Below are 26,520 nucleotides of genomic sequence, written 5' to 3'. Positions count from 1 at the left end.
ATTAAGTTTGAGTTTTGAAAAATCAAAAAACGCACTTCAGAACGATCTGAAGTGCGTTTTTTTCTAATTATCTAAAACTAATTAAACTGCAAAAGTTTATTCAGTCCTTCTTTTTCAAATAAAATTCTGCCGACTTTAATATCAGACCATCCTTTCTTTAACTTATAAGTAAATGTCGGGATATTGTCGATCAGTTCGCAATCTAAATAATAAGTTGAAACCGTTTCGTTTGTTAATTCCTTTAATTCTTGGATATGTGTCGAAATTAAAAAATAAGAATTCGAATAAGCACCAACGCCATTAATGGTTCTTGTGCAAATTTCTAAAGCATCTTCAACATTTGTTCCGCTAAAAAGCTCATCAAAAACAACAAAACATCTTTTCCCATCAGCTGCTTTTAAAACCACATCTCTGAGGTTCACGACTTCGGTCATAAAATGACTGTAACCGTTTAAAATGTCATCACGTTTATTGATTCCGATTGAAAAATCAGTGCAAAAAGGAATTTCAGCCGCAGAAGCCGGAATTCCCAATCCAAGATTTCCTAAATAAATACACAAACTGACTGATTTAAGAAAAGTCGATTTTCCAGACATATTGGGACCATTTAATACGATTACATTATTAAATGCCGTAAAACTGTTCTTAATTGGACTGCCAATTAAAGGATGATAGAAATCATTTATAACAAAACTTTTATCTGTAATAACTGGGAAAATAAATTCGCGATCAATAATGGTTTTGCTTATCGACAAATAAGATTCAAACAAAAATAAATCATCCCAAAATGGTTCAATTTTACCTTCCTCTTGTAAAGTTGAAATTTTAGCCACTATTTTTTTTAGATGCTTGCTTTTCAACTGTTTTTCTCTAATAATATATTCATATTTTCTCAGTCCAAAAACAGAAAGAAAAGACAATATTCTGTTCAAATCTTTCCTGTATGGCTCAGGAAAGTGTATCAAATTAAGTCGTGAAAAACAAGTCGACTCTAATCGATGAAAAAACAATATAAGCTGATGAATTTTATTATGCGTAAGAATTTCATCGGCAGTTGGTCCAAAAAACAAAAAGCGTTTCCAGTTGATATTTTCTTCTTTAAAATTGTTCAGGAAATAGTGAACTTCATTTAAATACAAAACAGTATAAGAGTAGTTTTTTAAAATCTCTTTATTTAAAACAAATCCTTTCAGAATATTTTGTCTTTCAATAATTTGATTTTTCGCTTTTAAAGGCGTTTCTAAAATAGTAAGGATTTTTTTCTTCGTGAAGCTATTCAAAGAAAAATCAAAAATAGGCAGCACTTCATCTTTTATATTTAAATCTTGAATATTATTCATACTTAATATGTTCGAGTTATCCTTAATAAGTTTTAGGCCGGTATTTAATACTTGTTTAAGCTAAAGTAAGAAAATTATATCTAATTCTAAAGAACTTACAATTACAAAAATTAAAAAATAATATCATTTTAACAAATAAAACACACCATCTTCACTAAAAAACGACCAATTACACATTTTAAGATATTATTGTCTAAAATTCATTTACAAATTATTTCAAATCAAACATTAAACAAAACCTAATAAATTACATAGTAATTTAAAATTGTGAATATCTATTTGCGAATTTGAATCGTATTTTCTCCATAAAATCTATCTTTGGCATCCTTAAAAATTACAAGAAAATGAGCGCAACTTGGTACGAATGCAAAGTAAAATATAGAAAAACTGATGAAACGGGCGGACAGAAAGTTTTAACAGAGCCCTATTTGGTTGATGCTTTATCTTATACAGAAGCTGAAAAAAGAATGACCGAAGAAATGGCCGCTTACACTAGTGAAGAATTTAAAATCACAGCTATCAAAGTGGCAAATTATGCCGAAATTCATCCGTTTGAAAATACAGACAGATGGTTTAAATCTAAAATCACTTTAATTGCTTATGATGAAGAAAGCGGAAAAGAAAGAAAAACAAGCATGTATATGCTAATTCAGGCAAATGATGTTCGTGAAGCTTTTGACAACACACTTCACGTAATGAAAAATACAATGGGCGAATATTCTATTCCAGCTATCACAGAAACAGCAATTATGGATGTTTTCCCTTATTTTAGCGGTGAAGAAGGTGAAACAGAAATGCTGGAAAGATTCAATACACTGAAAGCTTCTAAACCTGTAACTGCCGAAGTTCAGGATACAAACGAATTTGATCCTGCTTATTTAGAGGAGAACCTTTAAATCCAAAACATTTTCTAATAAAACTGAAAATAAAAAAAGCAAAATAGACTTCTATTTTGCTTTTTTTATTTTATACTATCTTAATAAAGCATTTTTGCCAATGGCGTTACTGCCGAAGCTGATTTTGGCAGTAAAGATGTAAGTGCATCAAATTGTGTCGGACTTATATTTTTTTTCATTTTGGCTATAAAAGACTCTCTGCTGGCAGTCATTTTAGAAGTATAACCTGCCTTGTCAGTAGCCATTGTAGGCAAAATATTCTTCTTTTTATTTAGAGTTTCATTTACCAATGAATTTACCACCGGTTTTTGAGCCTCGGTTAATTTTAATTTTGGAGATAATACACCCATAACTTGATTTGAGATACTTGCAACATCAAAAGCGGGAACTGCCGTTGTTGACGCCTTACTGGCCGCTTTTGTAATATCTCCTACACTTTGCGCATTTGCAAATGAAATTGCCCCTAAAAGGACAGCCGCAATCAATAATTTCTTTTTCATGGTATTTTCTTTTAAAGTTATTGCTGGACATTAAAGATAATAAAAATGTCAATCCAACTAATACCTAAAGACCATAAATATCTAAAAATCTGCACTTTACATTATCACACCATACCCATTGTGTGTAATTTATTTTATTTTATTGAACACATAGAAACATAGATTTTATTTGTCGAAAAGAACTTAAAAAAAAACTAGTTTCTAACACATAGCCAACTATGTTTGTTTAAAACAAGTGAAACGCCTTTTTTGCACCTCCTAAACCTATGTTTCTATGTGTTTGAATTAATTGCACCCAACGGGTTATATTAAGAAATATTCCGAATATTCAAAAATCAAAATAAATCCTATCTTAGCTACAGAATTACGCGTTGATTTAAAACTACTTATAATGCAAAAGCCAAACAAACCTAAGAAACCAAAATCTACATGACTAAGAAAACATTTATTTTAATTGGGTTTATCATTTTAAAATTTGCACTTCAATATATTTTATTGAGTCCAGAATATGATCTGCAGCGCGATGAATATCTGCATCTGGATCAGGCACATCATTTGGCTTGGGGGTATCTATCAGTTCCGCCCGTAACTTCTTGGTTTTCGTACATCATTTATTTGCTCGGAAATTCTGTTTTTTGGGTTAAGTTCTTCCCTGCCCTTTTTGGCGTTTTGACACTTTTAGTTGTCTGGAAAACTATTGAAGTTCTTAAAGGGAATTTATTTGCATTGATTTTAGGCGCAACTTGCATTTTACTGTCATCCCTTTTACGATTAAATATGCTTTTTCAGCCCAATTCTTTAGACATTTTATGCTGGACAGCTTTTTATTTTGCAGTTATTCAATACATCAATACCGAAAAAGTAAAATGGCTTTACACGGGCGCTATAATTTTCGCTTTCGGTTTTCTGAATAAATACAATATTCTTTTTCTTTTAATCGGGCTTTTGCCGGTGCTTTTGCTTTCAAAACAAAGAAAAATAGTTGGGGATAAAAATCTTTATTTCGCTTTGATTCTGGGATTAATTTTAATTTTTCCGAATCTTTTATGGCAATACAATAATCATTTCCCGATTGTTCATCATATGAAAGAATTGGCCGAAACACAGTTGGTAAATGTTGATCGCGCAGGATTTTTAAAAGAACAGTTGCTGTTTTTTATTGGCGGCTTTATCGTTATTCTTTCCTCGTTTTATGCCTTGCTTTTTTATAAGCCTTTTACAAATTATAGATTCTTTTTTGCTTCGATTATTTTTACACTGTTGGTTTTTATTTATTTCAAAGCCAAAGCGTATTATGCCATTGGCCTTTATCCTATTTACATTGCATTTGGCGCCGTATTTTTAGGCGAAATTTCAAAAACTGGATGGAAACGATTTTTACAGCCCGTTTTAATTTTGATTCCGCTTTTACTTTTTATTCCAATTTACAAAGTAGCTTTTCCGAATAAAACGCCAGAGGAAATAACAGCAAAACCTGAGCGATATAAAAAGCTGGGAATGCTGCGCTGGGAAGATGGAAAAGATCACGAACTGCCTCAGGATTTTGCCGACATGCTGGGATGGAAAGAACTTGCCCGCAAAACAGATTCGGTTTATGCTTTGTTTCCAAAATCTGAAAACACATTGGTGCTTTGTGATAATTACGGTCAGGCCGGAGCTATTAATTATTACACTAAAAAAGGCATCAAAGCTGTTTCTTTTAATGCCGATTATGTCAATTGGTTTAATTTGAATATTGACTATACAAATCTTATTCGGGTAAAAGAATTTGAAGAAAACAGTACCGAATTTGCAGAAACAAGTCCGTTTTTTCAAAAGGCGGCGATTGGCGGCGAAATAACAAACAAATTTGCCCGCGAATACAAAACGACAATTTTTGTTTTTACCAAAGCCAAAATCAATATTAATAAAAGATTAGCTCAGGAAATTAAAGAAGAGAAAAATTACGACAAGTAAATAATGATTGATTTCAGTACAATTGACTATTTAAAATCTGGAAATGAAAGACAAATTCTGGCTTATGGAACTTTGACTAAAAACAGGATTTTAGAAGTTCTTGCGGAATTTGACTCAATTCTTGTTGGTACAATTCCAATAAATATTAACATTGAACACAGTGATCTTGATATTATTTGTTATTGGCAGAACAAAAGTTATTTCATTGAAAAAATCACTTCTCTTTTTAAAAACAACTCCGATTTTAAAATCAGAGAAACTATACTAAATCAGCAAGAATCAGTAGTTGGGAGTTTCAAATTAGATGATTTTGAAATTGAAATTTTCGGGCAAAATCTTCCAACCAAAAATCAAAATGGCTACAGGCACATGATTATAGAACACCAAATTCTGGAATCACGAGACGAAAATTTTCGGCAGGAAATCATAAAACTCAAACAAAACGGTCTCAAAACCGAGCCTGCTTTTGCTAAATTATTAGGTTTAAAAAATGATCCCTATTCCGAATTACTTGATTATGAGATCTAATTTCAAAATCACAAAACCATATTTCACTGTACAACAATTAGTTAGAACTAAATTTATTTAAATAAAAATATTTCACTAATTCCTTTGATAAACTGTATTTAGTGCTTATCTTTGCACCCGAAACATCGCGGGATAGAGCAGTAGGCAGCTCGTCGGGCTCATAACCCGAAGGTCACAGGTTCGAGTCCTGTTCCCGCTACTAGGACAAAGCTTCAGAGAAATCTGGAGCTTTTTTGTTTTCTAAACATTTCCTTTCAACTTTTTTATTTGTTACTTTCACGAGCATTACTCTAGTGCCAACACTAGGACATTTTGAAGATTATTGCTATAATTTTCATCCCTAAGCCTTCTTTGGTTAATTGAATGATATTTGGCTTATACCTGACTTATAATCTTTATTGAGTATAATTTTCTATAAAATAATGACAGCATATTTTACAATAATACTGCTTGTTTATTGTTTTTCGTTCTCCAATTTTTAGCAACTCTTTTCTCTTCACATCTTGAATAATTGATATAATCACTAACTCAGAAACATTACCCATTCGACATAAAATGATTTCTAATAATAACTTTATAAATCAAAACATTTTTTTTTTAATAAATCTATAACAATTTCAAAGTAATAACTTATATATTTGTGATTATTTAAGATTTTTTGTACAGAAAAAACATCAAAAAAAAATTTACAACAATATGCACAAAAGATAATGACAAAGAGTAAAAAAATCTTTCAGCTTATATGCCTCAGTTTTCAATCCCAAGTACACTATAAAAATTACAATATATCTTAACCCCTTTTGAAGGTTTCAATTATGAAGAAAAATGTATTCTTAAAATCGTTTTTAACAAATTTGACTCTATTTCTTTTAGTACTATTTTTATCCAATTGTGAAGATAAAGATGACGTTCTACATGAAGATAACCATGCCGCTCCTGCAATTTATAAAGATAAAATAAATGATTATTGGAATCAACTAAAGAGTAGTAATAGTTTAGGAGAATTATCTAAAATCGAGGAACTATCGACTGCAATTGACACATCCAGTTTAGAAATATTTGATTTAAGAACCACAGAAAAATTGCTAATTGCAGATGCTAAACCATTGGAAGGGCTTTCCGGAATTACCAAGATCATTTTTTATTTGAACGAAGATAAAGTGGTACGTTCAAGCATTGTAATGTTAAAAACTAATATATCCAACACTAATCATAATAAAGTTATACAATCTATATTAAATGCAGATAAAAAAAGTCTTAACTATTCTGGGGAAGTTACTTTCTTGAGCCTCTCAAAAATAAAAATGCTGTATAATAAATATGAGCAAGGCACATTAATTGAAAATGCAACTTTAAATGGAATGCATAAGGATAAAATGGCCGGCAAAACCCAAGGAAGTTGTGTAGAATATTGGTGGATAACAAGAATGGGAGGCGAAATCGTTAGTCGAGTTTATTTATTTACAATATGTGATTGCAGCGGTGGCGGTAGCGGCGGTGGCGGTGGCGGTGGCGGAGAAGAACTCTCTAAGAAAAGCGACTGTGCTGGTGCAGCATTATTTATGGGTGGATCAGGCGCGTCATCTTCTACTTCTTACAAACCTAATCTTCCAGCATATCCTCTAGACAAACAGACTTCTAGGTTTACCGATCCTGATGGAGTTTGTACTGAATATATTTTCGATGCTGCATCAAACTCATGGCAAATTTTGCAGGTAATCCTTCCTAACATGATAATCCCCAACAACAGGGACAATTATGGTATTTTAGAATACCAATGGCCCGTAAACAATTTAAAAGTATTCGATCCGACTACTAATTTGCTATATACTTATGAACAAGGTTCAGATTCTTGGATTGGAGTACCGGCAACGGATATATTACTTAGTGAAGCAATTGAAGAAAAGATTGATGATTCTGAGCTTAACCCATGTCCAAAAGCAATTCTGGATAAATTAAAGAAAACTACCAATAATGATATAGCGCAAATATTAAAAAAATTAGGCGTAAATAAATTAATATACTTACAAATAAAAACAGAAACACCTACTGATGGTAAACCAGCTCAAACAGTTAGGACGGATGCTCAAAAAAGATTTGGCTATACAATAAGAATTAGTCCAGATTACACATCTTCAACAAGACTCTTTAGGGCATCAAATATTTTGCATGAGACTTTACATGCTTATTTTATGAGTCTAATAGATCAATATAATTCTGATGGTAATCTTGGCATTTTTGCTGATACTCCAACACTTTTCCAAGCTTTTTGTGACAAAAAATATCCTTTGCCAGCTAATCCAGATTTACATCATGCTGAAATGGCAAACATGTATGTAAATACAATCGCTGCAGCCTTACAAGAATTTCAAACTGGAGTACCTTTTACTAATGGGATTCCAGATCAGATCTATATGGATTTAGCTTGGGGCGGATTACGTGGAACCCCGATCTATAATCAAACTTTTCCTGCAGGAAGTGCAGATTACAATAGAATTGAAGCACGATATGCTGCAGAATCAAATGGTGGAACATCAGGAAATCAAACAGCAATTGGAACCCCTTGTAATTAAACAGATATGAAAAAAATATTATATATAATCATTGTATCACAATTGCTTTGCAGTTGCGCTTTCAGCAAAAAAAAGAATTTAGACACTTCAAAGGATGTCTTAACTACCGGCCTAAACAAAATAGATAATTTGAAGACAACTGAAGATGTAATCAAATTTGCAAAATTGATAAATCCAGATTTTGACAAAGATAATTTCGGACAATTACAGATAAAATCAACCGATTTAATTATCAATGAATTAAGTGATTGCAGTTTATATAAAACTTGGAATATCCAAAATTGGCAAAAAGTTGATCTCAATAATGATGGCAAAACCGATTTGCTTTTTACGGGTTATTGGTACAGCACTTATCATCAATATATCATAACAGGATCAGAATCCAATCAATATGAACTATTCAATTTGTCAGATAATATAGATTATGCCTGCAAAATCTTAAAACCTATCGTTATAGGTAATAAAAATGAATTACTGGTCAATAGTTACAAAACAGATCCAGAAACTGTATTAACCGAGAAAATAATCCATTTTGTAGATACTTTGACTTATAAGTTCGATTCCTTTATAGAAAAGAATAATAAGCCTGCAAACTATGACATACAGTATATCAAATTTATTTCAGAAAACTTTTTTGAAATCGAGATCGACAACAATCAAAATGCTCATTATACTTGCTTGAATATCTATAATGTATCAAGCTTGAAAGATAATTTTTACAAGGGAGAATCAAGTGAAAAAATTGACAAAGTTATATTTAAAGATATAAGTGAATTACTTGACTATATTAATGTTTCAGATTTACCAAACGAATTTTCAATAGATGGCTATGATTTTTCAACAGTTTGGCTCGAAATTAAATTTAAGAATGGCACCGTTAAAAAAATTAAAGATTACGGTTATCAAGGAACTTATGGGCTAAATGCAGTATATAATAAGATGAAAAATATAGCACTACAAACTGATTGGAAATAAAAAAATTAATCTGCAGCGTGCCTAACAATACACGCCACAAAAGCGTCTAAAAAACCTTTTAGTGATTTCAAACCTGCAGTTGATTAATTCAATAACTTAAAAATTAAATTTATCTCTTGACTGAATTATATTTATTCTTTTTAAATCATCTTCAAAATGGTTCGAGAATTGTCCGGTTAGGCTACTAAAACAAAAGCTTCAGAGAAATCTGGAGCTATTTTTTATTTTTACGTTCACGAGCGGGACGCTTGCTCCATCGGGTCTATAAATAGAATTTTCAAGCACACGATTATGCTACGGTGTCTTTCTTTAATTATGCCGAGGGTTTATCAAATATCCATCCTGAAAGGACAAGATCCTGAATGGTTTCATTTGATGCAATTCCTTGTTTTAATGTTAATCTCTCGTTTGAAACAGTACTTTTTTTTCCATATTTATGCAAGAAAAAAAACAAGGCTAAACTCAATGCAATACCAACTACAAAGACTTTTAGACCAAAAACAGGCAATACAAAAATTAGAATTAACAGATAAATTGCATATTTTAATATTGGAGATTTACGGGAAGCTTCTTCATGAAATTCAACACAATCATTACATCTTGAAATTCCTATCTCCATTTCTTCATACTTTAGAGTTCTGTAGATAACAAAATTAGTTCTGTCTTGTACTTTATAAAGTTTGATAAAATCGTAATTATTAATATTCTCACTTTCGTTTTGAAAACAATAACCACATCTTTTTTCTTTTGGTTCAAAGCGTTTTAAACTTTCATTAAAATTGTACTTGGATAACATCATTTATAGGTTAAAATTTAAATTTCTTCAGGATAAAATATCTTAGAAATTAAGAGCTGGAATAAATATGCAATAAGGAAACAAATTAAAAAGGGAATTAATAATTCGACGATATAATAAGAACTTCTAGTATTTATATACAATTCAAAAGCTAACGGAAACAAAATAACCAAAACTATTGATCTTACTACTCCTGCTATTGGTTGTTTTCTTAAGTCAAAATACCCTGCAGCTCCCGCAACAATAGATGCCAATATATACCATTCAGATCCTTTAATACTTAAAACCGGGCCTAAGATAGCCGCTCCAAATATGACGCTTCCTGTAATTTTCTGGATATCTCTATTTTCACTTTCGTCCTGAGCCGCTTCCAAAAGTTCTCTTTTATACTCTCTAATTACTTTATTAATAAGTTCTTCTGCAGTTTTTTCGTCATATCCTGCAACAATTAATTTTATAATTTGATTCTCAACAGATAAATTATCTTTTAAATATGCTTCTTTAATTTCTTTGATTTGCTGATATCCGAGTTCTTTTTCCATTAAATAATTTTTGTCTTTTACTGAGAATTAAATGGCTGTAAATTGTTTCTTTTTGCAATAACAAACTATTATTTGTTCGTACAGAAAAGAGTATTATTAAAGCTAATATATATAAATTAAAATTAGAAACATTACGGTTTTTCACAGTACGCAAAAAACTCATTTAACATATCTGATTAATCACTTTAAAATCATAATGCTTTCCTATAACAGCTAACATAAATATTTCATTAAAATCTTCAATAATCTGGCTAAACATCTGAATGTTTCTCGCTGATAAGACAAAAGCTTTGGAGAAATCTGAAGTTTTTATTTGTTTCTATCTACCAAAAACTTGATTTAGATTAGCGATGACAAGTCAAAGATATTCAGCATGAAAAGATTTCAGAAAACAACATAATCTCATATTACACATCCATTCTTAAAAAATAATCCTTATTTTTAACAAGATAACTTAGTCTAAAATCAAACTCTCTAACCACCAAAAAATGAAAAAAATATTTTTTTTATTACTAATTGCAGTTTTGTATTCGTTCACAACTTCTGAAGAAACGATAATTGTTTCAGGCAAAATCACGAATACCGAAAATGGAATAATTAAAATTAAAGGAGATTTACTAGATAAAGAAATCAAACTAAAACCAGACGGGAGTTTTTCAGAAAATCTGAAATTAGAATCTGATGGCATTTATAAAATTGAAACCACTAAAAATAGTTTCCCTATATATTTAGCTAAAGATTCTAAATTAGTACTGTCTGCTGATGATGCAAACTTGGCTTCAACTTTAAAATTTACAGGCAAAGGAAGTGTAGAGAATCAATATCTTGCTAAAAAACAGCTTATAACTTCAGCAGTTGCAGGCGAAGAATTTTATAAACTTGACGAAAATGAATTCCTGAAAAAACTTCAAGAAATTAAAAAATCAGTTAATACTTTGTACCTCAAAACAAAATTTACTGATGCTGAATTTAAAGCAAAAGAATCCAGAAGTATTCATTATCTGGAGCAGAAACATTTGCTTTATTATATAAAACAACATTATTATCTAGTAAAACAATATGATTTTAAAGTTTCTGAAAAATACCCAAAGTTTGACGAAACAATGGATTTAGACAATAATTCTGATTTTTTATTTTCAAAAGAATACCAAGAAATTGTGTTAGTCAAATTCTATGAAAATATCAAAGGAGATGATAACTCATTGTTCATTTCTGCTAAAAATACAATTCCGGAAATTAAAGCTTTAAAAAGTCAAAGCATGAAAAACAGTTTAATCGAAAATTCAAAATACGATATTAGTATGGAAAATCCAGAATATGAAAAAACATATCAAGAATTTTTATCGATCACAAATGATCCTAATATTAAGCAAACACTTACTGCCAATTATAACGCAACAAATGCATTACAACCCGGAAAACCATCTCCAAAATTTGATTACGAAAATCAAAAAGGAGGAAAAACTAGTTTAGACAATCTGAAAGGAAAATATATTTACATTGATCTTTGGGCAACATGGTGCAGTCCTTGTCGTGAACAAATTCCATTTCTTCAGAAAGTGGAAGAGCAATATAAAGGCAAAAATATTGAGTTTGTCAGTATTTCAATTGATGCGTTAAAAGACCAGCCGAAATGGAGCAAATTTGTTACAGATAAACAATTAGGTGGCATTCAATTATTGGCAGAAAATGAATGGGAATCAAAAATCATAAAAGATTATAGTGTTCAAGGAGTTCCAACATTTATTCTTCTTGATCCTAATGGCAATATTGTTACTGCTCGCGCACCAAAACCATCTGATCCTAAACTTATTGATTTATTGAACAACTTAAAAATATAATCTAAGTTTCACAGCAATAAAAAACTGCGCAATCCCGAAAAACTTTAGGATTACGCAGTTTTTTATTTGATTATTTTGAAAAATAGAATTACAATGCTTTTCTAGATTCCAGCAAAAGTCTTGAAGCCGCTTCAAAAACATCATGAATCTCTTTATTATTTTTAAATTCAGTGATTTTGTTTTCGTACAAGTATTTCCCATCTCCGGTTAAAACATATATTTTCATCTGATTTTGTTCTGGCGCAGTTCTTTCGGTTGTAGGCGTAAATGAAGACAATACTTTTTCAGCTTTATCTATCAATGAAACCGAAAAAGAATTAAAAGATTGCGGATTTTTTTCAAATTGCATATCAATACCATTAAGAAGAAAGCTGGCCTCACCAGTTTTAAAAGCAACAATTGAAGTTTTATTGCTATTTAAAGCCCAATCAACGATAACAGCATACACTTCTTTATTTTTTGGAAGAGAATCTTTGCTGTAGATTTCGTTTGGTTTTAATTCAAAAGCTTCTGCGGCAGTAATTTGATTTAATGACTTTGGCCTTGATTTTGGCTCTGCAACAACTGAAATTTCTGCAGAAGCATTATTTCCATCAGCAACAGGAGTATCGTTTTGTGTTTCATTTTTACAGCCAATTGCCATTAATAGAATAGAAATCAAAAGTGATTTTGGGTTATTTTTCATTTTTAGTTTTTTATTATTTTAAAAGCGTTCTCTTTTTCAGGTTTGAAAAAATACACTCCTGAAGGCAAAAAATCAACATTTACTTCATTCAATCCTGTTTTAATCTTTAGTTCTTTTATTTGTTCTCCAACAGTATTATAAATATACATTTTGCACTCAGATTGCACATTGATGTTTATTTTCCCACTTGTTGGATTAGGATAAAAAGAGATTAATGATGAAATGTGATTTTCCTCAATAGAAAGAACTCCACATTTAGAAACAACTTCATCTCTATTGTTACAATCTGAATTATTTGAGCGAATCGCAGCGCTTGTTTCAACATCTCTTAGATAATTGCATATATTTTCTATTGCGCAGATCGTTAATAACGGATTTAGCTCTATAGTAATATAACTTATTGTCTTAGGATCAACATTCTCGATACCTTTTAGACTTTTTAAATTATCGCAATAACTTACTGTTAAAGAAGTATTATTTAAATTTTTAATACTTTCTAAACCAGTTAAGTTTTGGATACTTCTACATCCAGAAATATACAAGGTATTTCCAACCGAATTTAGATTTTTCACTCCATCTAAACTAATCATACCAATATTATTGTAAATTTCAAATGCATTCCCCACTTTTGTTAAACTACCTAATCCAGTTAAATTCTTTAAAGAATTACAGCTTTGAATTTGTAACATTCCATCAACAGAGCTAACGTTTTCCAGTCCATTTAATGAAAGTAAATTATAATTTGCAAATAAGTGCAAATTCTCTTTTACAATTTTAAGATTTTCCAAACCTTTTAAATCAGCAAGACTTTCATTACTAGATATAAAAAGTCGATATACATTATTAAGCTTTTCTAAACCAATTAAATTAGAAAGATTCTTATTCGTCTCAATTTCAAAAAATCTACCAGTCGACAATAAACCATTTAAACCTTGAAGATTATTTAATTTATCATTTGTTTTAATTTTTAAATCTCTTGTTACGCTTTTTAAATTATTTAAACCATCTAATGACAGCAAAAGTGGATTTCCATGAATTACCAAATCATTATTGATATTGGTAACACTTATTAATCCACTAATCGTTTCAAGCTTGTTATTTGCGTAAATAACTAAATCTTTTCCAATGTCTTTTAAGTTTTTAATTCCATTAATATTGGCAAGTTCATAATTACTATTTATCAACAAATTACCTCCAATAGAAGTAAGTTTTTCAAGTCCATCAACATTCTGTAATATGTTATTATTTTCAATTACAAAATTTCCTCCAATAGTACTTAAACTACTAAGTCCTGTAAAGTTATTTATCAAAAAATTGCCGCTTATAGTCAAATCGCCACCAATAGAAACCAAATTATGTAATCCGTTTAAATCTTTTATTAATAATTTAAGAGTAAGATTTCCTGAGATGGATTTGATTTGTGACAAACCAGAAAGATTGGAAACATTTTCTATTGATACATTTCCGCCAATATTAGTACAGCCGGGATAGTTTATTGAGAAATTATCAATTTGGGACTGACTAGTGATTGTTATACCTGATGGCAGGCAATTTTGGGCGGAACCAATTGTAATTGTTAGTATAGCTATCAAAAAAGATAACATCCCCTTTTTAATCATTTTATTTTGCTGTTTAGAGTTACATTAATTTTCATCTCAAACATACAATAAAAAAGTAGTTTTAAATAAATGCTTTTTTTAATTTATTAGCAACTTGAAGCTTTTAATTAAATATATCCTAACATTACACGTCATTTTTATTTCAAACTAGGATCAAAAACCACCAAACATTCATTCAACACGATGTCGCGTAATAAAATTTAGAATGAGGATTTAAATTCAACAAACACACTTTCAAAAAATATTTTTTTCTATCTTCCAAAAATAAAATTTTGCAAAATGAACCTACTATCTTCAATAAAAAAATCTTTTTTATTTACCTCGATTCTGCTGACGAGCTTTTTTCTAGTTTCTTTCTATCAAAAAAATACAGAAGAAATAACTCCCGCTAAAACCAAAAAAGTGCTGCTTTTTTCTAAAACCAATGGCTTCAGACACGAAAGCATCACTGCCGGAATTGCTGCTATAAAAAAACTGGGACAGGAAAATCATTTTCTGGTAGATGCCACTGAAGATTCTCTTGCTATTAATTCAAAAAACTTGAAGCAATATCAAGCTGTTATATTTTTAAGCGCTTCTGGCCACGTTTTAGGCGAAGATCAAAAATTAGCTTTGCAGAAATTTATACAAAAAGGAAATGGTTTTGTTGGCATTCATTCGGCTACAAATTGCGAGCCAGACTGGTCTTGGTACACACAAATGATCGGTGGTATTTTTGAAGGGCATCCGGAACCGCAAGATGCAAAACTTATAATTGTCAATCATGAACATCCGTCTACAAAACATCTTCCTGCAACTTGGGAACGAAAAGATGAATGGTACAATTTCAAATATTTAAATCCAGATGTAAATGTGCTTATAAAAATTGATGAGTCTTCCTATAAAGGCGGTAAACATGGCGACAATCATCCTTTGGCCTGGTATCATGAGTATGATGGCGGCAGAGCGTTTTATACTGCTTTAGGCCATAGCCCTGAAAGCTACAACGATCCTCTTTTCACACAACATCTGCTTGGAGGTATTACTTATGCAATGGGCAAATAAATTGACTAACCTTTATTTAAATAAACATGAGCTCAAATCTGAAAATTCCATTTCTATCTTTAATTTTAATAGTAATCATTTTAGGTTGTTCCGATAAAAAAACAAAACCTATTCCAGAAAATCCTTATTTAAAGGAATTAACAGAGAAGCAAATTGGCGAAACCAATTACTATATTTCTATCCCAAAAAAATATACAATTAAGGAAAATAGAGGACCTGATTTTTCTGTTTATTACTTTTACCCTACAGATACAACAGCAACAGCAGCTTTTTCAGGCGGCTTTTATTTTGGCAATCATCCAAGTCAGTTTGGGCCTTCTAGTGACAGCTGTAAAACAGAAAAAATAAAGCGCAAAATCCTAAACAAAACCGCCGACTGGACCGTTTATAACTGCAAAGACATTTATTCTATTCAGTCTATTGTTGAGAGCGGCAGCAATGAAGGCTGGAACCAATACATTCATGCCTTTGCAAATGCAAATTCGGCAGCTGATTTAAAAAAAGTATTCCTGATAATGGAAACAATGAAAAAGAAAGAACCAAACAAACAGCCAAAATAATTTACGGAGTGTTTCTGAATACTTCTTATAAATATCAAAACAAAAAAAGACCGTTCTTTTTGAACGGTCTTTTTTTGTTTTGACTCAAAATTTAGGCTCTGAACAAAGCAAATTTATTGTGATTGAATAAAACTCTGTCGTAAGGAACATAAAGCGAAACAACTTTCTCTGAAGACTCATTGAATGTGATTCCGTGATGTTTTCTAAACAAATAAATTTCTTTTAAACAATTTGAAAGACTTTGATGAATTTCAGTCGTAAAAGTTGGCAATCTTTTGTCGCCTACTAAAAGATCAATTTGATAATTTGAACTGCTTTTTGATAAGTTATTACCAATGATTCTTAGTGTAAATGTTGTTGGCTTTCCGTATTCTTCGCCTTGATATTGCAGTGTCATAATTTTACATTAAAAGGTTAATTTCTTTTCTCTATCCGACTTCAACCAAAAGACCGAATCTAATTTTAAAGTTAAAGAAAAAAAACAAAAATTTTCAAAAATATTTGACAAATTTAAAATAATAAATCACAAAATCAGAAATAAAAAAAACCGTAACGAGTTACGGTTTTCAACAATTAACTAAATATATTTAATCAACTTTTTTCAGAGTAAAATTCATTCCATAAGCACGATTAATTTTCGGTAATATTCTTTTGTCTTTCAGTATTTATTTCTAATAAAAACGGATTCCCATTTTCATCAAACATTGTCATATTTAAGGCATCTAATAATGCCATTTTTCTTGAAACTCCTCCTTTAAATTTATTGTAAGAAAGATTCATTTCAGATAAATTATAAAGCTTTCCAAGTCCTTCCGGTACTTCTCCTTCAAAACTGTTATCAAATAAACTCAAGTTTTGCAAAGCTTTAAAATTTACAATTTCTCGGCTCAAACTGCCCGATAATTTATTGCCGTTTAAAAGCAATATTTTCAAGGCTGTGATCTTGTAAATTGAGCTCGGCAGTGAACCGCCAATCTCATTATCCGACAATGCAAGAACTTCTAATTGCTTTAATTTTCCAAGATCAGATGGCAATTCACCTGATATTTTATTTTTAAAAAGCTCCAAATCTTTCAGTTTATGCAATTCGCAGATTCCTATCGGAATTGTTCCTGAGAACTTATTATCAGAAACATTCAAAACTTCAATTTCTTTTAGGTTCTGGATGTTATTTGACAAATTCCCTTCCAGTTTATTCTTCTGAAAATTCACTTCAACTAAATTTACCAAGTCAAAAAATTCAGAAGGCAATTCTCCCTGCAGATTATTATTTGATAAATCAAGAGCTATTACTTTTCCGTTTTCAGCGCGAACTCCATACCATGTTGACACAGAAAGGGTCAAATCCCACTTTACATTCCATTGCGGACCATTTGTGGCATGATATAATTTAATCAAAGCTTCCTTCTCTTTATCTGAAACAGTATCTGCAAAAGAATTCAGAGAAAAAGCTAATGCTAAAAAAAAAGTAAACAAGCTTTTCATAACAGATTTGGGCGTTTGTTATGACCGCAAAAGTATGAATTATCTAGACATAATGCACCTATTGTCGATAAAGTGTTAATAACTCAATTATTAATAGTCTTAATAGTACTTTTTAAAAAATGTTAAATAAGCGATTTTTTTGTTTAAATTTGACTCATCTAACATAAAAACCTCATATTATGGAAATTAACTTTATTGCGCTATTTTTAGCCGCTGTTGTGACATTGCTTACTGGTTTCATTTGGTATCATCCAAAAGTTTTTGGAACAATCTGGATGAAAGAAAACAATTTCACAGAAGAGCAGCTCAAAACAGGAAATATGCTCAAAATCTTCGGATTAACTTATGTTTTTTCTTTGATGATTACTGTTATTTTAATGGCTTTGACAATTCATCAGTCTGGTGCTGTTGGAATGGTGGGCGGACCACCGAAGCTAGCTGAGGCAAAACCATCTTTTGCTGCTTTTATGGCCGATTATGGAACTGCTTACAGAACTTTTAAACACGGCGCACTTCATGGATTCATGTCGGGATTGTTTTTTGCTTTTCCAATTGTTGGAATCAATGGTTTATTCGAAAGAAAATCTTGGAAATATATTTTTATTCACGCGGGCTACTGGATGCTCACACTTATGTTGATGGGCGGCATTGTTTGCGCTTTCGCATAAATCAAAATTTACAAAACCCGTTTGAAACCAAAACTCAAACGGGTTTTTCTTAATAATAACTTAAAGAAAGTCAGTTATTACAAATATTATCTAATTTTGAAGAAATTAGCGCACTCCTTTGAATACAACTTATTCTTTTAAAATCTACAATAGTACAGCGTCGCTTCCTTTAGAATGGAATTCGCTTGCTGCAGAAAATATCTTTTTGACACGGGAATATCTCGAAGTGCTGGAAAATTCTTGTCCTGTAAATATGATTTGTCATTTTATTGGAATTTTTGAAGAAGAAAAGCTTTCAGGAATTGCTTTGACTCAATTTTTATTTGCCGAAAAACTGGAATCTTTTGGCGAGCGCGATCAGTGCTTAAAAACTTCAGTTCGTAATTTTGCTTTCAAAAATTTTGCTTCTCATGTATTATTCGTTGGAAATAATATGCTTACAGGTCAAAATGCTTTTTCTTTCGCAAAAAACGTTCAGCTGTCAAAAGCAGTTAAAACACTTCATAAAGCAATTAATCAGCTTAAAAAAGATTTAAAAGCTTCTGGTAAAAAAGTTCATATCACAAGTATAAAAGATTTTACTCCGGAAGAAATTAAACCGCTTCAGGCCGAATTCAAAAACAACTATACTTTCTCTACGCAGCCTAATATGATTTTTGAAATCAATAAAAATTGGAAAACCGACCAAGATTATATTGATGCTTTATCAAAAAAATACAGAGATCAATACAAACGTGCAAGAAAAAAATCGGAAGGAATTGTAAAACGAAAAATGTCTTTGTCTGATATTAAGCAGTATGAAGATGTTATATATGATTTGTATTTTCATGTGGCAAAAAATGCACCTTTTAATACCTTTTTTCTAGCGCGGAATCATTTTAGCTTTTTCAAAGAAGTCATGAAAGATAACTTCTTGTTTTATGGTTATTTTTTAGATGAAAAACTTATTGGTTTCAATACGCTGATTAAAAATGGATCCATAATGGATACTTATTTTTTGGGTTATGATGAAAATCTTCAGCGCGAAAAAATGCTTTATCTCAATATGCTGTATGATATGATTGCGTATTCTATTAATCAAGGCTTTTCAACAATTGTATTTGCCAGAACTGCCCTCGAAATTAAAAGTTCTGTTGGTGCAAAACCATTAAAAATGTATGGTTTGATAACGCACAGCAACACTTTGATCAATCATAATATTGCCAAATTATTTCAGTATTTAGAGCCAAAAACAGAATGGCAAGAACGGAATCCTTTTAAATAAAAAATGTTTTCTTAAGGAACCGCCATTTTCATTTGTTTGTGCAGAATGTGGATTTCCAAATCGGTTTGTGCGCCGCAATATTCGCCATCAATCTGAAAATTCACGGGATAATCTGTTTTTATAGTCGCTTTATCTGTCGAAATAATGACAACATCATCTGAGTCAATCGGCATGTTTCCGGTAATGATTTTTCCAATCAGCAATAAATCAAGACTTTTTAAAATCACTAATTCAAATTTCCCATCATTCATAGCGCCATTTGGGTTAATGACTACGCCTGTTCCGTATTTCTGCGAATTGGCAATCACAATCATTCGCGCAGCATGTTCAACTGTTTTATTATTGGCCGAAATTGTGGCTGTAAATGGCTCTTCAGATTCTGTTAAAGTTGTAAAAGCCTGCAATGCATATCCCCAAAAACCGCGCACATCACTTTGCTCGTAGTTTTTTACCAAATTAGCATTTAAGCCGAGATCACTCAAATGAATGCTTTTTTTGCCATTGATGCAGATCATATCGATTTCCACATAATGATTCAAAAAAGCAACTTTCAGGTTTTCTTCTATTCCAGCAGGCAAATTCAAATCAACCGACAAACCATTTGCTGATCCTGCGGGCAAAATACCAATGATAATATCGTATTCTTCCATTGCTTCGGCCACCATTTTAATGGTCCCGTCACCGCCGGCAACAATAATTCTCTCCGGAAGAAATTTGTTATAAAGCGACTTGATTTCATCTAAATCATTTTTTCCTGTCGTTTCATACACTTCCAGATTGATATGATTTACAGCTGCAAATTCTTCTACAATCTCAATTAGCTCGCTTTTATCAAGATCGCCCGAAATAGGATTTACAACAAATAAGATGTTCTTTTTCAAAATTTTCCCTTTAAAATCAATTAAATTAAGTAATTTACAGTTCTATAAATGTACGTAATAAATGAAACCAATCTTACAATTATATCGAGGTTACGCCAACGAAGAAGAATTAATTGTAATGGGACATGTTTTTAAAAGAACATACGAATACGACTTTCAGAAGAAAAATCTAAAAAACGCCACTTCCATAATCAATCAGTTTCGGATAAAAACAATCAAAAATTTTGATGTTTATTTGAAATATGGCAATCAGGAAATTCACACCAAAACATTAGACGACGGTCACTTTAAATTTTGTATTCCATTTGAAAAAGAAACTCATTTTGGATGGATAAATTACGAAGTCAGCTTTAAACACAATTCGGAAATTATTACTTCAAAAGGCAGTTTCATACATCCGCATACCGGAAAATTAGGAATCATTTCTGACATTGATGACACTTTTTTAATTTCGCACACACAAAATATTTTCAAAAAAATATACATTTTGCTTTTTAAAAATGTAAATGACAGAAAAGTTTTTAAAGATGTTGTAGCGCATTATCAAGCGTTGAGTTCGGCTGGAAGAAAAAACAAAGAAGAGGTAAATGCGTTTTTCTATATTTCGAGCAGTGAATGGAATTTATACCGATTTATAGTCCAATTTACCAAACTGCACCATTTGCCGAGAGCGGTAATTTTGCTGAAAGATATCAAAAGAGGCATTACTGATTTTTTCATGAGCGGACGCGGGAATCACGACCATAAATTTGAAAAAATAAAACATGTTTTAGAGTTTTATCCCAACCTGAAATATATTCTTTTAGGAGATGATTCACAGCATGATCCTGTTTTATATGAGCGAATCTGCAAAATATTTCCGGTTACTGTAATTGCAGTTTACATTAGGCAAACTGGCAAAACTCAGAAACAAGAAGTAAAAAAAATCATGAAAAATTTAGAGTCCCTTGATGTTGCTGTCTGCTATTTTAAAGAAAGTAGCAAAGCGATTGAACATTCAAAATCTATTGGGATTATTTGAAGTTTTTTTTGTGAAATGTAATTTAAAGTATTAATTATTTGGGCGAGACAACATTAGAAAAAGTGGGCCATCATACTTTGTCTTCATTCGCCCACTTTTCCTAATGCTGTCGGGCTGTCCGCGCTACTTCGGTAGCGTACTCCCAACCCTCTCGCGGGCAACGGTTTTCAAAAGAAAATTAAGATTACAAATTAACCATAAAGACACAATTGTGCTATATGTCATTCCGAGGAACGAGGAATCTCCGCAAGTAGCTCGACAAAGATTGGTGATTTTGCAGATGGAGTTTCTTACGGAGATTCCTCGTTCCTCGGAATGACAAACTTCATGGAAAACTTCAAAACCTGAAACCTTAAACTTGAAACAAAAAAGAACTTGAAACTCTTTTAGCCCAGATTGAAGTAGAAAGCCCGGAACTAAAAAACCTTATTTTCTTGCCAGAAAACAGCGACCAACGGAAGCTCGTTTTATGGCTTAGAAAATAAGGTTTTTTAGTGAGGACTTGAAACGGAAAGCTGGATTAGCTCCTGAAAAAAATCTTAAGCATTAAAATTGTCAATTTCTTCCTGAACGATTTCCCAGTCTAAAAGGAGTTGTTCAAGGTCTTCTTTCTTTTTGTTGTATGCGGTGAAAAAAGAAGCGTCTTCAATATGTTTATCATAATTCGAAGCCAGCATTTTGTCGTCGTGCTGAATGTCTTTTTCTAATTGTTTGATTTGACTTTCAACTTTGCTCAATCTGTTTTGAAGTGCTTTTCCTTTTTTCTGATCTTCGTAGGAAGTTTTATTGCTTTCTTTTGGAGCTGCAGCTTTAGCAACATCTTTTTTCTCGACTTCACGCATATTTTCAAGATTGCGCTGTTCTAAGAAGTAATTAATGTCTCCAAGATATTCTTTGATTTTTTGATCTTTGAATTCGTAAACGATATTCGACATTCCCTGAAGAAAATCCCTGTCGTGAGAAACCAATAATAAAGTTCCGCCGAATTTTTGAAGCGCCGCTTTCAATACGTTTTTAGATTTAATATCTAAGTGATTCGTAGGCTCATCCATCAGCAAAACGTTGATGGGCTGTAACAACAATTTACAAAGTGCCAAACGGTTACGCTCACCTCCAGAAAGTACTTTTACTTTTTTCTCCACATCGTCGCCACGGAACAAAAATGACCCCAGCATATCTCGTACTTTCATACGATTAGTGTCTGTTGCAGCATCTTCCATAGTCTGAAGCAAAGTGATTTCTCCATCTAAATATTCAGCCTGATTTTGAGCAAAATATCCTAACTGAACATTGTGTCCTAATTTGATATTTCCTTCGTATTCAAACTCATTTACAAGTGCTTTGATAAAAGTAGATTTCCCTTGTCCGTTTTGACCGACAAAAGCAATTTTACTGCCTCTTTCAACAAGCAGACTAATGTCTTTCAAGATCGTTTTATCGCCGTAAGCTTTTGTTACATCTTCAGCTTCAACAACTACTTTTCCTGGTTCTTTTGAAACTGGAAATGAAATATTCATTACGGAATTGTCGTCTTCATCAACTTCAATTCTCTCTACTTTATCTAATTTTTTAATCAACGATTGCGCCATTGAAGCTTTAGAAGCTTTTGCACGGAATTTCTCGATTAGTTTTTCGGTTTCTTCAATTTTCTTCGCCTGATTTTTTTGCGTAGCTAACTGCTTTTCGCGAATTTCATGACGCAGTTCTAAATATTGAGAATACGGTTTATTAAAGTCGTATGCTTTTCCTAAAGAAATCTCAATAGTACGGTTCGTCACATTATCAAGGAACATTTTATCGTGCGAAACGATTACGACAACTCCAGGATAATTACGAAGGAAACTTTCTAACCAAATAATACTCTCAATATCCAAGTGATTCGTTGGCTCATCCAGAAGCAAAACATCGTTTGACTGTAATAATAGTTTCGCTAACTCGATACGCATTCTCCAACCTCCTGAAAATGTTTCCGTTTGATTATTGAATACTTCTCTTTTGAAACCAAGACCTAAAAGAATTTTCTCGGTATCTCCCACATAATTATAACCTCCAAGAAGATCAAAACGATGTGTGTAATCAGATAAATCTTCAATGATTTTCCCGTATTCTTCACTTTCATAATCGGTTCTGGTAACCAATTGATGGTTGATTTCTTCTAATTTTTTCTCTACAATTTTAATTTCAGTAAAAGCTTCATAAGCTTCTTCCAGAACAGTTCTTCCGCGTTCAAAATCAATATCCTGACGCAAAAAGCCCATTTTAATATCTTTCTCCTGAGAAATCACGCCAGAATCTGGAGCAAAATCTCTTGCAAGCATTTTAAGCATTGTCGATTTACCTGCTCCGTTTTTACCTACAAGACCTACGCGGTCACCGGCACCTAAACGAAAAGTAACTTCTTCAAATAAATATGTTCCACCAAAAGAAACTGAAAGATTGTGTATGTTAAGCATAATGTATTGCTGAAAATCTAGAAATTAAAAACGCTGTAAACAGCCTTGTCGCCGCTTACAATTTTGAAAGTGCAAAAGTATAACTTTTAATTGAAAGTTTTGGAACTGAAAGGAACTGCTTAAGCAATATTTCTGAATTTCAGTCATTTTGGCTTCCGCCAATGAAAATCGGGTTTAAAAAAACAGAATAGATATAAACCTTTAATTCCAGACTTTTTCAACAGTAAAATCTTATATTTGCATAAGAACTTCTTCTATCAGACAGTTCTTTTACAAATCAATTTCTTTGATTTCAGAATTAAAAACTACGCTTTAAAATGTTTAAAAAAGGATCTAAAATAAACAGTATTTTCACCGGAAGCTGTCCAAGATGTCAAAATGAAAGCATGTATTCAGACAAGAACCCGCTTCACTTGACAAAAGTTTTAAAAATGAACGAAAATTGCAGTCACTGCGGTCTAAAATATCAAATTGAACCTTCCTTTTTTTATGGTGCAATGTATGTGAGCTACGGACTGAATGTCGCAGTTGGAATTGCTGCTTTTATTGTTTCGTTCGTGTTTTTTAAAGCAACAATCGAGCAGTCGTTTATTGCGATTGTAGTTACTTTAATCCTTTTATTTCCGTTTGTTTTAAGACTTTCCAGAAATTTATACATCAATATGTTTATTTCTTACGATCCGAAGGCTGGTCAGAAATAAGGCTTTTCAAGTATCTTTTGTGGAATCGCTTAATGTCGGCTTCTTGAGGTATCGGAATTTCATTTTCAATATGATCATATAAAGCTAGTGCCAAAGCTGGACCTAGCATAACGCCACGTGTTCCAAGTCCGTTAAGAATATGCAATGATTTGTGAACTTCATGAGTTCCAAGTAAAGGTCTTCTATCTGCCACCGTAGGACGAACACCACCAAAGTGCTTTACAATCTCAAAATCGCAGGTAATAATTTCTTTAATTCGGTCTAAAAGTTCTTGCTTGCCTTCCTCTGTAGGTGCGTCAGTTTTATCGTGCCAATTATAAGTTGCACCAACTTTGAATAGATTCTCTCCCATCGGTAAAATAAAGACACTTGTATTTACAATCAAATCCAGATTTAAATCGGGCGCTTTTATAATAAACAATTCGCCCTTTGTTCCATCTAAAGGCAAATAATTAAAAAACGGGTTTTTATGCATTCCAAAGCCCTCGGCAAAAATGATATGACGAGCCTGAATATTTTTATATTGAATTCCAAAATCTAAAAACTCAATATCGCTGCTGTTAAAAGATTCTTCAAGGAGCAAATTATTCTCACGCAAATACTGCTGATATTTATCTAACAATAATGCGGTATTGACGTATCCAGTATGCAATACTTCTCCATAATCATGCGGGGAATCAATACTTGTATATTTCTTCGTAATTAATTTAGTAGATAAAAATGGTGCCAGATTTATTTTATCCGAAGCTGCAAACCAGTTGTTTTGTTCTTCGATTGAGAAAAACTTCCTCAAAATTGGCATTTTAAAGTTGAATTTTTCCTGTAATTTATCTTCTACCCGATCATAAAAATCATTCATCAAAACCAATTGTTCCTTCGCATTCCATACTTCGCTGAAACGCTTCAAAATTACCGGGTTGTACAAACCACCCGCCACTTTAGAGGAATGCTGGGATTTATTATCGATTAACAAAATAGATTTATTGTTCTTAAGGGCCACTTCGGCGAAAGAAATTCCGGCCAATCCAGATCCGACAATTAAATAGTCAAGCATTGTGCAGTGTATAGGTAAAATAAAAAACTCTTACAAAGATAGTAAGAGTTTATCGTATAACTTAATTTGAAAACTTAGTAATTCCACATATCCTCTTCGAAATTTCGAATCTTCTCTTTTACCCTTTCCGATTCTAGTAATTGACTCTGTGCATCATCTTTAATATAATCTTTGATTTCACGATCGCCATACATATTTTCTTCTTTATAAATAATTGCATTAAAACGCCGCGAATTCAATATTTGATCAAATGAAATTGAAGCAACAGAATTTATATCATTAAAAGCTTTTGCTTCATGAAGAACGATTCGCGCATTCGGGAAGAAAACCCAAAACAATTCGATATAATCCTTTTCGTCGCTGTTCATCGTATAAACATCTGGAGTTACAGGACAAATTCCAATTAAACGATATTTTAATTCGCCCTGACGTTTATCAAAATACCAATACCCTTTGATTTTATATTGTGTAACATCTTGAGCCGTTAAATCTTGCTTTAGAATATACTCTGCAGGAACAGTTCTCGTTGGTCCAACTGTCTGATTAACATAACTGACGGATTTCTTTTTACCAGTACCAGTCACAACCTTTTTCTTCACAACATGTTCTCTATAGTCGTCTGGATTCTGATTGATAAGTTCCCTCCCAGCATCGGTAGTATCAACACGAGACAATGAAGCTTCAATATCTTTCATAGTCTTCTTAGTATTGAAATAACTGTCTGTGTACACTTCAGTTATTCTACCGCTCCTGATAGCCTTTGTCAAAACATCATAAAGAGAACGCCTTTCAGGTCCAATGTTAGCAGTATCTACAGGATAGTAAAGCGGAAAATTGATTTTTTCATTCAAATCAATAATTTCCCATGTAGTTTTTCCCATTAAAATATCCCTATCTTCAACATAACCATATTCTAAAGGTTTATCATTGTCTGAGATAAGCTGGGCAGGTGTTTTAACGCCAATCTGCTGAACAGTTTTAGCGTTAAGCAAGTTAGACTGTGCATTAGAAATAAAACTTCCTGCAACAGAAAACATAACGATAAAAAAATTTCTTACTTTCTTCATAATAAATAGTATAAGAAACCAAACGAAACATTCTTAAATATATTGTATATTTTTTCTTACAAAAATAAAAT

At 31.9% G+C, this 26,520-nt stretch carries 24 protein-coding genes and 1 tRNA gene; 13 read left to right on the top strand and 12 right to left on the bottom strand.

The features are described from left to right. Nucleotides 1-77: 77 nt before the first annotated feature. The gene (locus GKZ88_RS12380) at nt 78-1,340 is read right to left on the bottom strand and encodes a hypothetical protein (protein WP_155102682.1); all 1,263 of its coding nucleotides are present in this window, start codon (nt 1,338-1,340) and stop codon (nt 78-80) included. A gap of 344 nt (nt 1,341-1,684) precedes the next feature. Here GKZ88_RS12380 and GKZ88_RS12375 point away from each other — a divergent pair, with 344 nt between their 5' ends. Beyond that, nucleotides 1,685-2,236 carry a DUF4494 domain-containing protein gene (locus GKZ88_RS12375; RefSeq protein WP_155102681.1) on the top strand — a complete coding sequence of 184 codons (552 nt, stop codon included), beginning with the start codon at nt 1,685-1,687 and terminating at the stop codon, nt 2,234-2,236. Between the two features lie 80 nt (nt 2,237-2,316). Here the strand turns inward: GKZ88_RS12375 and GKZ88_RS12370 are convergent, their stop codons facing one another. After that, the gene (locus GKZ88_RS12370; protein WP_155102680.1) at nt 2,317-2,736 is read right to left on the bottom strand and encodes a hypothetical protein; all 420 of its coding nucleotides are present in this window, start codon (nt 2,734-2,736) and stop codon (nt 2,317-2,319) included. 429 nt (nt 2,737-3,165) lie between these two features. Here GKZ88_RS12370 and GKZ88_RS12365 point away from each other — a divergent pair, with 429 nt between their 5' ends. The 5 genes from GKZ88_RS12365 to GKZ88_RS12345 all read left to right on the top strand — a co-directional run bounded on the left by GKZ88_RS12365 (nt 3,166) and on the right by GKZ88_RS12345 (nt 8,768). Then, nucleotides 3,166-4,692, top strand: a complete 1,527-nt coding sequence (locus GKZ88_RS12365) for a glycosyltransferase family 39 protein (RefSeq protein WP_155102679.1) — start codon at nt 3,166-3,168, stop codon at nt 4,690-4,692. Nucleotides 4,693-4,695: 3 nt separating this feature from the next. After that, a complete protein-coding gene (locus tag GKZ88_RS12360; protein WP_155102678.1) occupies nt 4,696-5,220 on the top strand; it encodes a DUF4269 domain-containing protein in 525 nt (174 codons plus the stop codon). Between the two features lie 126 nt (nt 5,221-5,346). Next, nucleotides 5,347-5,419 (top strand) — tRNA-Met (locus GKZ88_RS12355). 616 nt (nt 5,420-6,035) lie between these two features. Next, a complete protein-coding gene (locus GKZ88_RS22330; protein ID WP_196216476.1) occupies nt 6,036-7,793 on the top strand; it encodes a hypothetical protein in 1,758 nt (585 codons plus the stop codon). Nucleotides 7,794-7,799: 6 nt separating this feature from the next. Further along, nucleotides 7,800-8,768 carry a hypothetical protein gene (locus GKZ88_RS12345; RefSeq protein WP_155102677.1) on the top strand — a complete coding sequence of 323 codons (969 nt, stop codon included), beginning with the start codon at nt 7,800-7,802 and terminating at the stop codon, nt 8,766-8,768. A gap of 313 nt (nt 8,769-9,081) precedes the next feature. Here the strand turns inward: GKZ88_RS12345 and GKZ88_RS12340 are convergent, their stop codons facing one another. After that, nucleotides 9,082-9,567 carry a hypothetical protein gene (locus GKZ88_RS12340; RefSeq protein ID WP_155102676.1) on the bottom strand — a complete coding sequence of 162 codons (486 nt, stop codon included), beginning with the start codon at nt 9,565-9,567 and terminating at the stop codon, nt 9,082-9,084. A gap of 14 nt (nt 9,568-9,581) precedes the next feature. Next, complete coding sequence (locus GKZ88_RS12335) at nt 9,582-10,106, bottom strand: hypothetical protein (RefSeq protein WP_155102675.1); 525 nt, start codon at nt 10,104-10,106, stop codon at nt 9,582-9,584. A 488-nt stretch (nt 10,107-10,594) separates the two neighbouring features. Between GKZ88_RS12335 and GKZ88_RS12330 the strand changes: the two genes are divergently transcribed. Then, entirely contained in the window at nt 10,595-11,947 is a 1,353-nt protein-coding gene (locus GKZ88_RS12330; protein WP_155102674.1) for a TlpA disulfide reductase family protein, read from the top strand. Between the two features lie 88 nt (nt 11,948-12,035). Here the strand turns inward: GKZ88_RS12330 and GKZ88_RS12325 are convergent, their stop codons facing one another. Together GKZ88_RS12325 and GKZ88_RS12320 are read right to left on the bottom strand one after the other, a co-directional pair. Beyond that, nucleotides 12,036-12,632, bottom strand: coding sequence for a hypothetical protein (locus GKZ88_RS12325; RefSeq protein ID WP_155102673.1), 597 nt, complete (start codon nt 12,630-12,632; stop codon nt 12,036-12,038). 2 nt (nt 12,633-12,634) lie between these two features. Further along, nucleotides 12,635-14,251: a T9SS type A sorting domain-containing protein gene (locus tag GKZ88_RS12320; RefSeq protein WP_155102672.1), complete on the bottom strand. Its 1,617-nt coding sequence runs from the start codon at nt 14,249-14,251 to the stop codon at nt 12,635-12,637. 279 nt (nt 14,252-14,530) lie between these two features. On the opposite strand from GKZ88_RS12320, the gene GKZ88_RS12315 reads away from it, so the two are divergent. Together GKZ88_RS12315 and GKZ88_RS12310 are read left to right on the top strand one after the other, a co-directional pair. Further along, the gene (locus GKZ88_RS12315; protein ID WP_155102671.1) at nt 14,531-15,295 is read left to right on the top strand and encodes a ThuA domain-containing protein; all 765 of its coding nucleotides are present in this window, start codon (nt 14,531-14,533) and stop codon (nt 15,293-15,295) included. A gap of 26 nt (nt 15,296-15,321) precedes the next feature. Continuing rightward, the gene (locus tag GKZ88_RS12310) at nt 15,322-15,855 is read left to right on the top strand and encodes a hypothetical protein (protein WP_155102670.1); all 534 of its coding nucleotides are present in this window, start codon (nt 15,322-15,324) and stop codon (nt 15,853-15,855) included. A 91-nt stretch (nt 15,856-15,946) separates the two neighbouring features. Here the strand turns inward: GKZ88_RS12310 and GKZ88_RS12305 are convergent, their stop codons facing one another. Both GKZ88_RS12305 and GKZ88_RS12300 read right to left on the bottom strand, forming a co-directional pair. Beyond that, the gene (locus tag GKZ88_RS12305; RefSeq protein ID WP_155102669.1) at nt 15,947-16,252 is read right to left on the bottom strand and encodes a hypothetical protein; all 306 of its coding nucleotides are present in this window, start codon (nt 16,250-16,252) and stop codon (nt 15,947-15,949) included. Nucleotides 16,253-16,485: 233 nt separating this feature from the next. After that, the gene (locus GKZ88_RS12300; protein WP_155102668.1) at nt 16,486-17,340 is read right to left on the bottom strand and encodes a Two component regulator three Y domain protein; all 855 of its coding nucleotides are present in this window, start codon (nt 17,338-17,340) and stop codon (nt 16,486-16,488) included. Between the two features lie 179 nt (nt 17,341-17,519). Between GKZ88_RS12300 and GKZ88_RS12295 the strand changes: the two genes are divergently transcribed. Continuing rightward, entirely contained in the window at nt 17,520-18,008 is a 489-nt protein-coding gene (locus tag GKZ88_RS12295) for a DUF1761 domain-containing protein (RefSeq protein WP_155102667.1), read from the top strand. A gap of 118 nt (nt 18,009-18,126) precedes the next feature. Further along, a complete protein-coding gene (locus GKZ88_RS12290) occupies nt 18,127-19,272 on the top strand; it encodes a GNAT family N-acetyltransferase (protein ID WP_155102666.1) in 1,146 nt (381 codons plus the stop codon). A gap of 11 nt (nt 19,273-19,283) precedes the next feature. Here GKZ88_RS12290 and GKZ88_RS12285 read toward each other — a convergent pair whose 3' ends face one another. Then, complete coding sequence (locus tag GKZ88_RS12285) at nt 19,284-20,153, bottom strand: diacylglycerol kinase family protein (protein WP_155102665.1); 870 nt, start codon at nt 20,151-20,153, stop codon at nt 19,284-19,286. A gap of 61 nt (nt 20,154-20,214) precedes the next feature. Here GKZ88_RS12285 and GKZ88_RS12280 point away from each other — a divergent pair, with 61 nt between their 5' ends. Next, the gene (locus tag GKZ88_RS12280; RefSeq protein ID WP_155102664.1) at nt 20,215-21,174 is read left to right on the top strand and encodes an App1 family protein; all 960 of its coding nucleotides are present in this window, start codon (nt 20,215-20,217) and stop codon (nt 21,172-21,174) included. A 539-nt stretch (nt 21,175-21,713) separates the two neighbouring features. On the opposite strand, the gene GKZ88_RS12275 is transcribed toward GKZ88_RS12280, so the two are convergent. Then, nucleotides 21,714-23,627 carry an ABC-F family ATP-binding cassette domain-containing protein gene (locus tag GKZ88_RS12275; RefSeq protein WP_155102663.1) on the bottom strand — a complete coding sequence of 638 codons (1,914 nt, stop codon included), beginning with the start codon at nt 23,625-23,627 and terminating at the stop codon, nt 21,714-21,716. 317 nt (nt 23,628-23,944) lie between these two features. Here GKZ88_RS12275 and GKZ88_RS12270 point away from each other — a divergent pair, with 317 nt between their 5' ends. Then, on the top strand, nt 23,945-24,328 hold the full coding sequence (locus tag GKZ88_RS12270; protein WP_155102662.1) for a DUF983 domain-containing protein: 384 nt from the start codon (nt 23,945-23,947) through the stop codon (nt 24,326-24,328). Here GKZ88_RS12270 and GKZ88_RS12265 read toward each other — a convergent pair. Both GKZ88_RS12265 and gldN read right to left on the bottom strand, forming a co-directional pair. Continuing rightward, the gene (locus GKZ88_RS12265; protein ID WP_155102661.1) at nt 24,294-25,382 is read right to left on the bottom strand and encodes an FAD-dependent oxidoreductase; all 1,089 of its coding nucleotides are present in this window, start codon (nt 25,380-25,382) and stop codon (nt 24,294-24,296) included. The two genes, GKZ88_RS12270 and GKZ88_RS12265, sit on opposite strands and share 35 nt — an antisense overlap. A gap of 74 nt (nt 25,383-25,456) precedes the next feature. After that, entirely contained in the window at nt 25,457-26,449 is a 993-nt protein-coding gene (gene gldN / locus GKZ88_RS12260) for a gliding motility protein GldN (protein ID WP_155102660.1), read from the bottom strand. Between the last annotated feature and the right edge of the window lie 71 nt (nt 26,450-26,520).

The organism is Flavobacterium sp. LC2016-01 (assembly GCF_009711135.1).
Taxonomy (GTDB): domain Bacteria; phylum Bacteroidota; class Bacteroidia; order Flavobacteriales; family Flavobacteriaceae; genus Flavobacterium.
The sequence above is the reverse complement of the archived record's forward strand: the minus strand, read 5'-3'. Positions and strand labels throughout refer to the sequence as shown.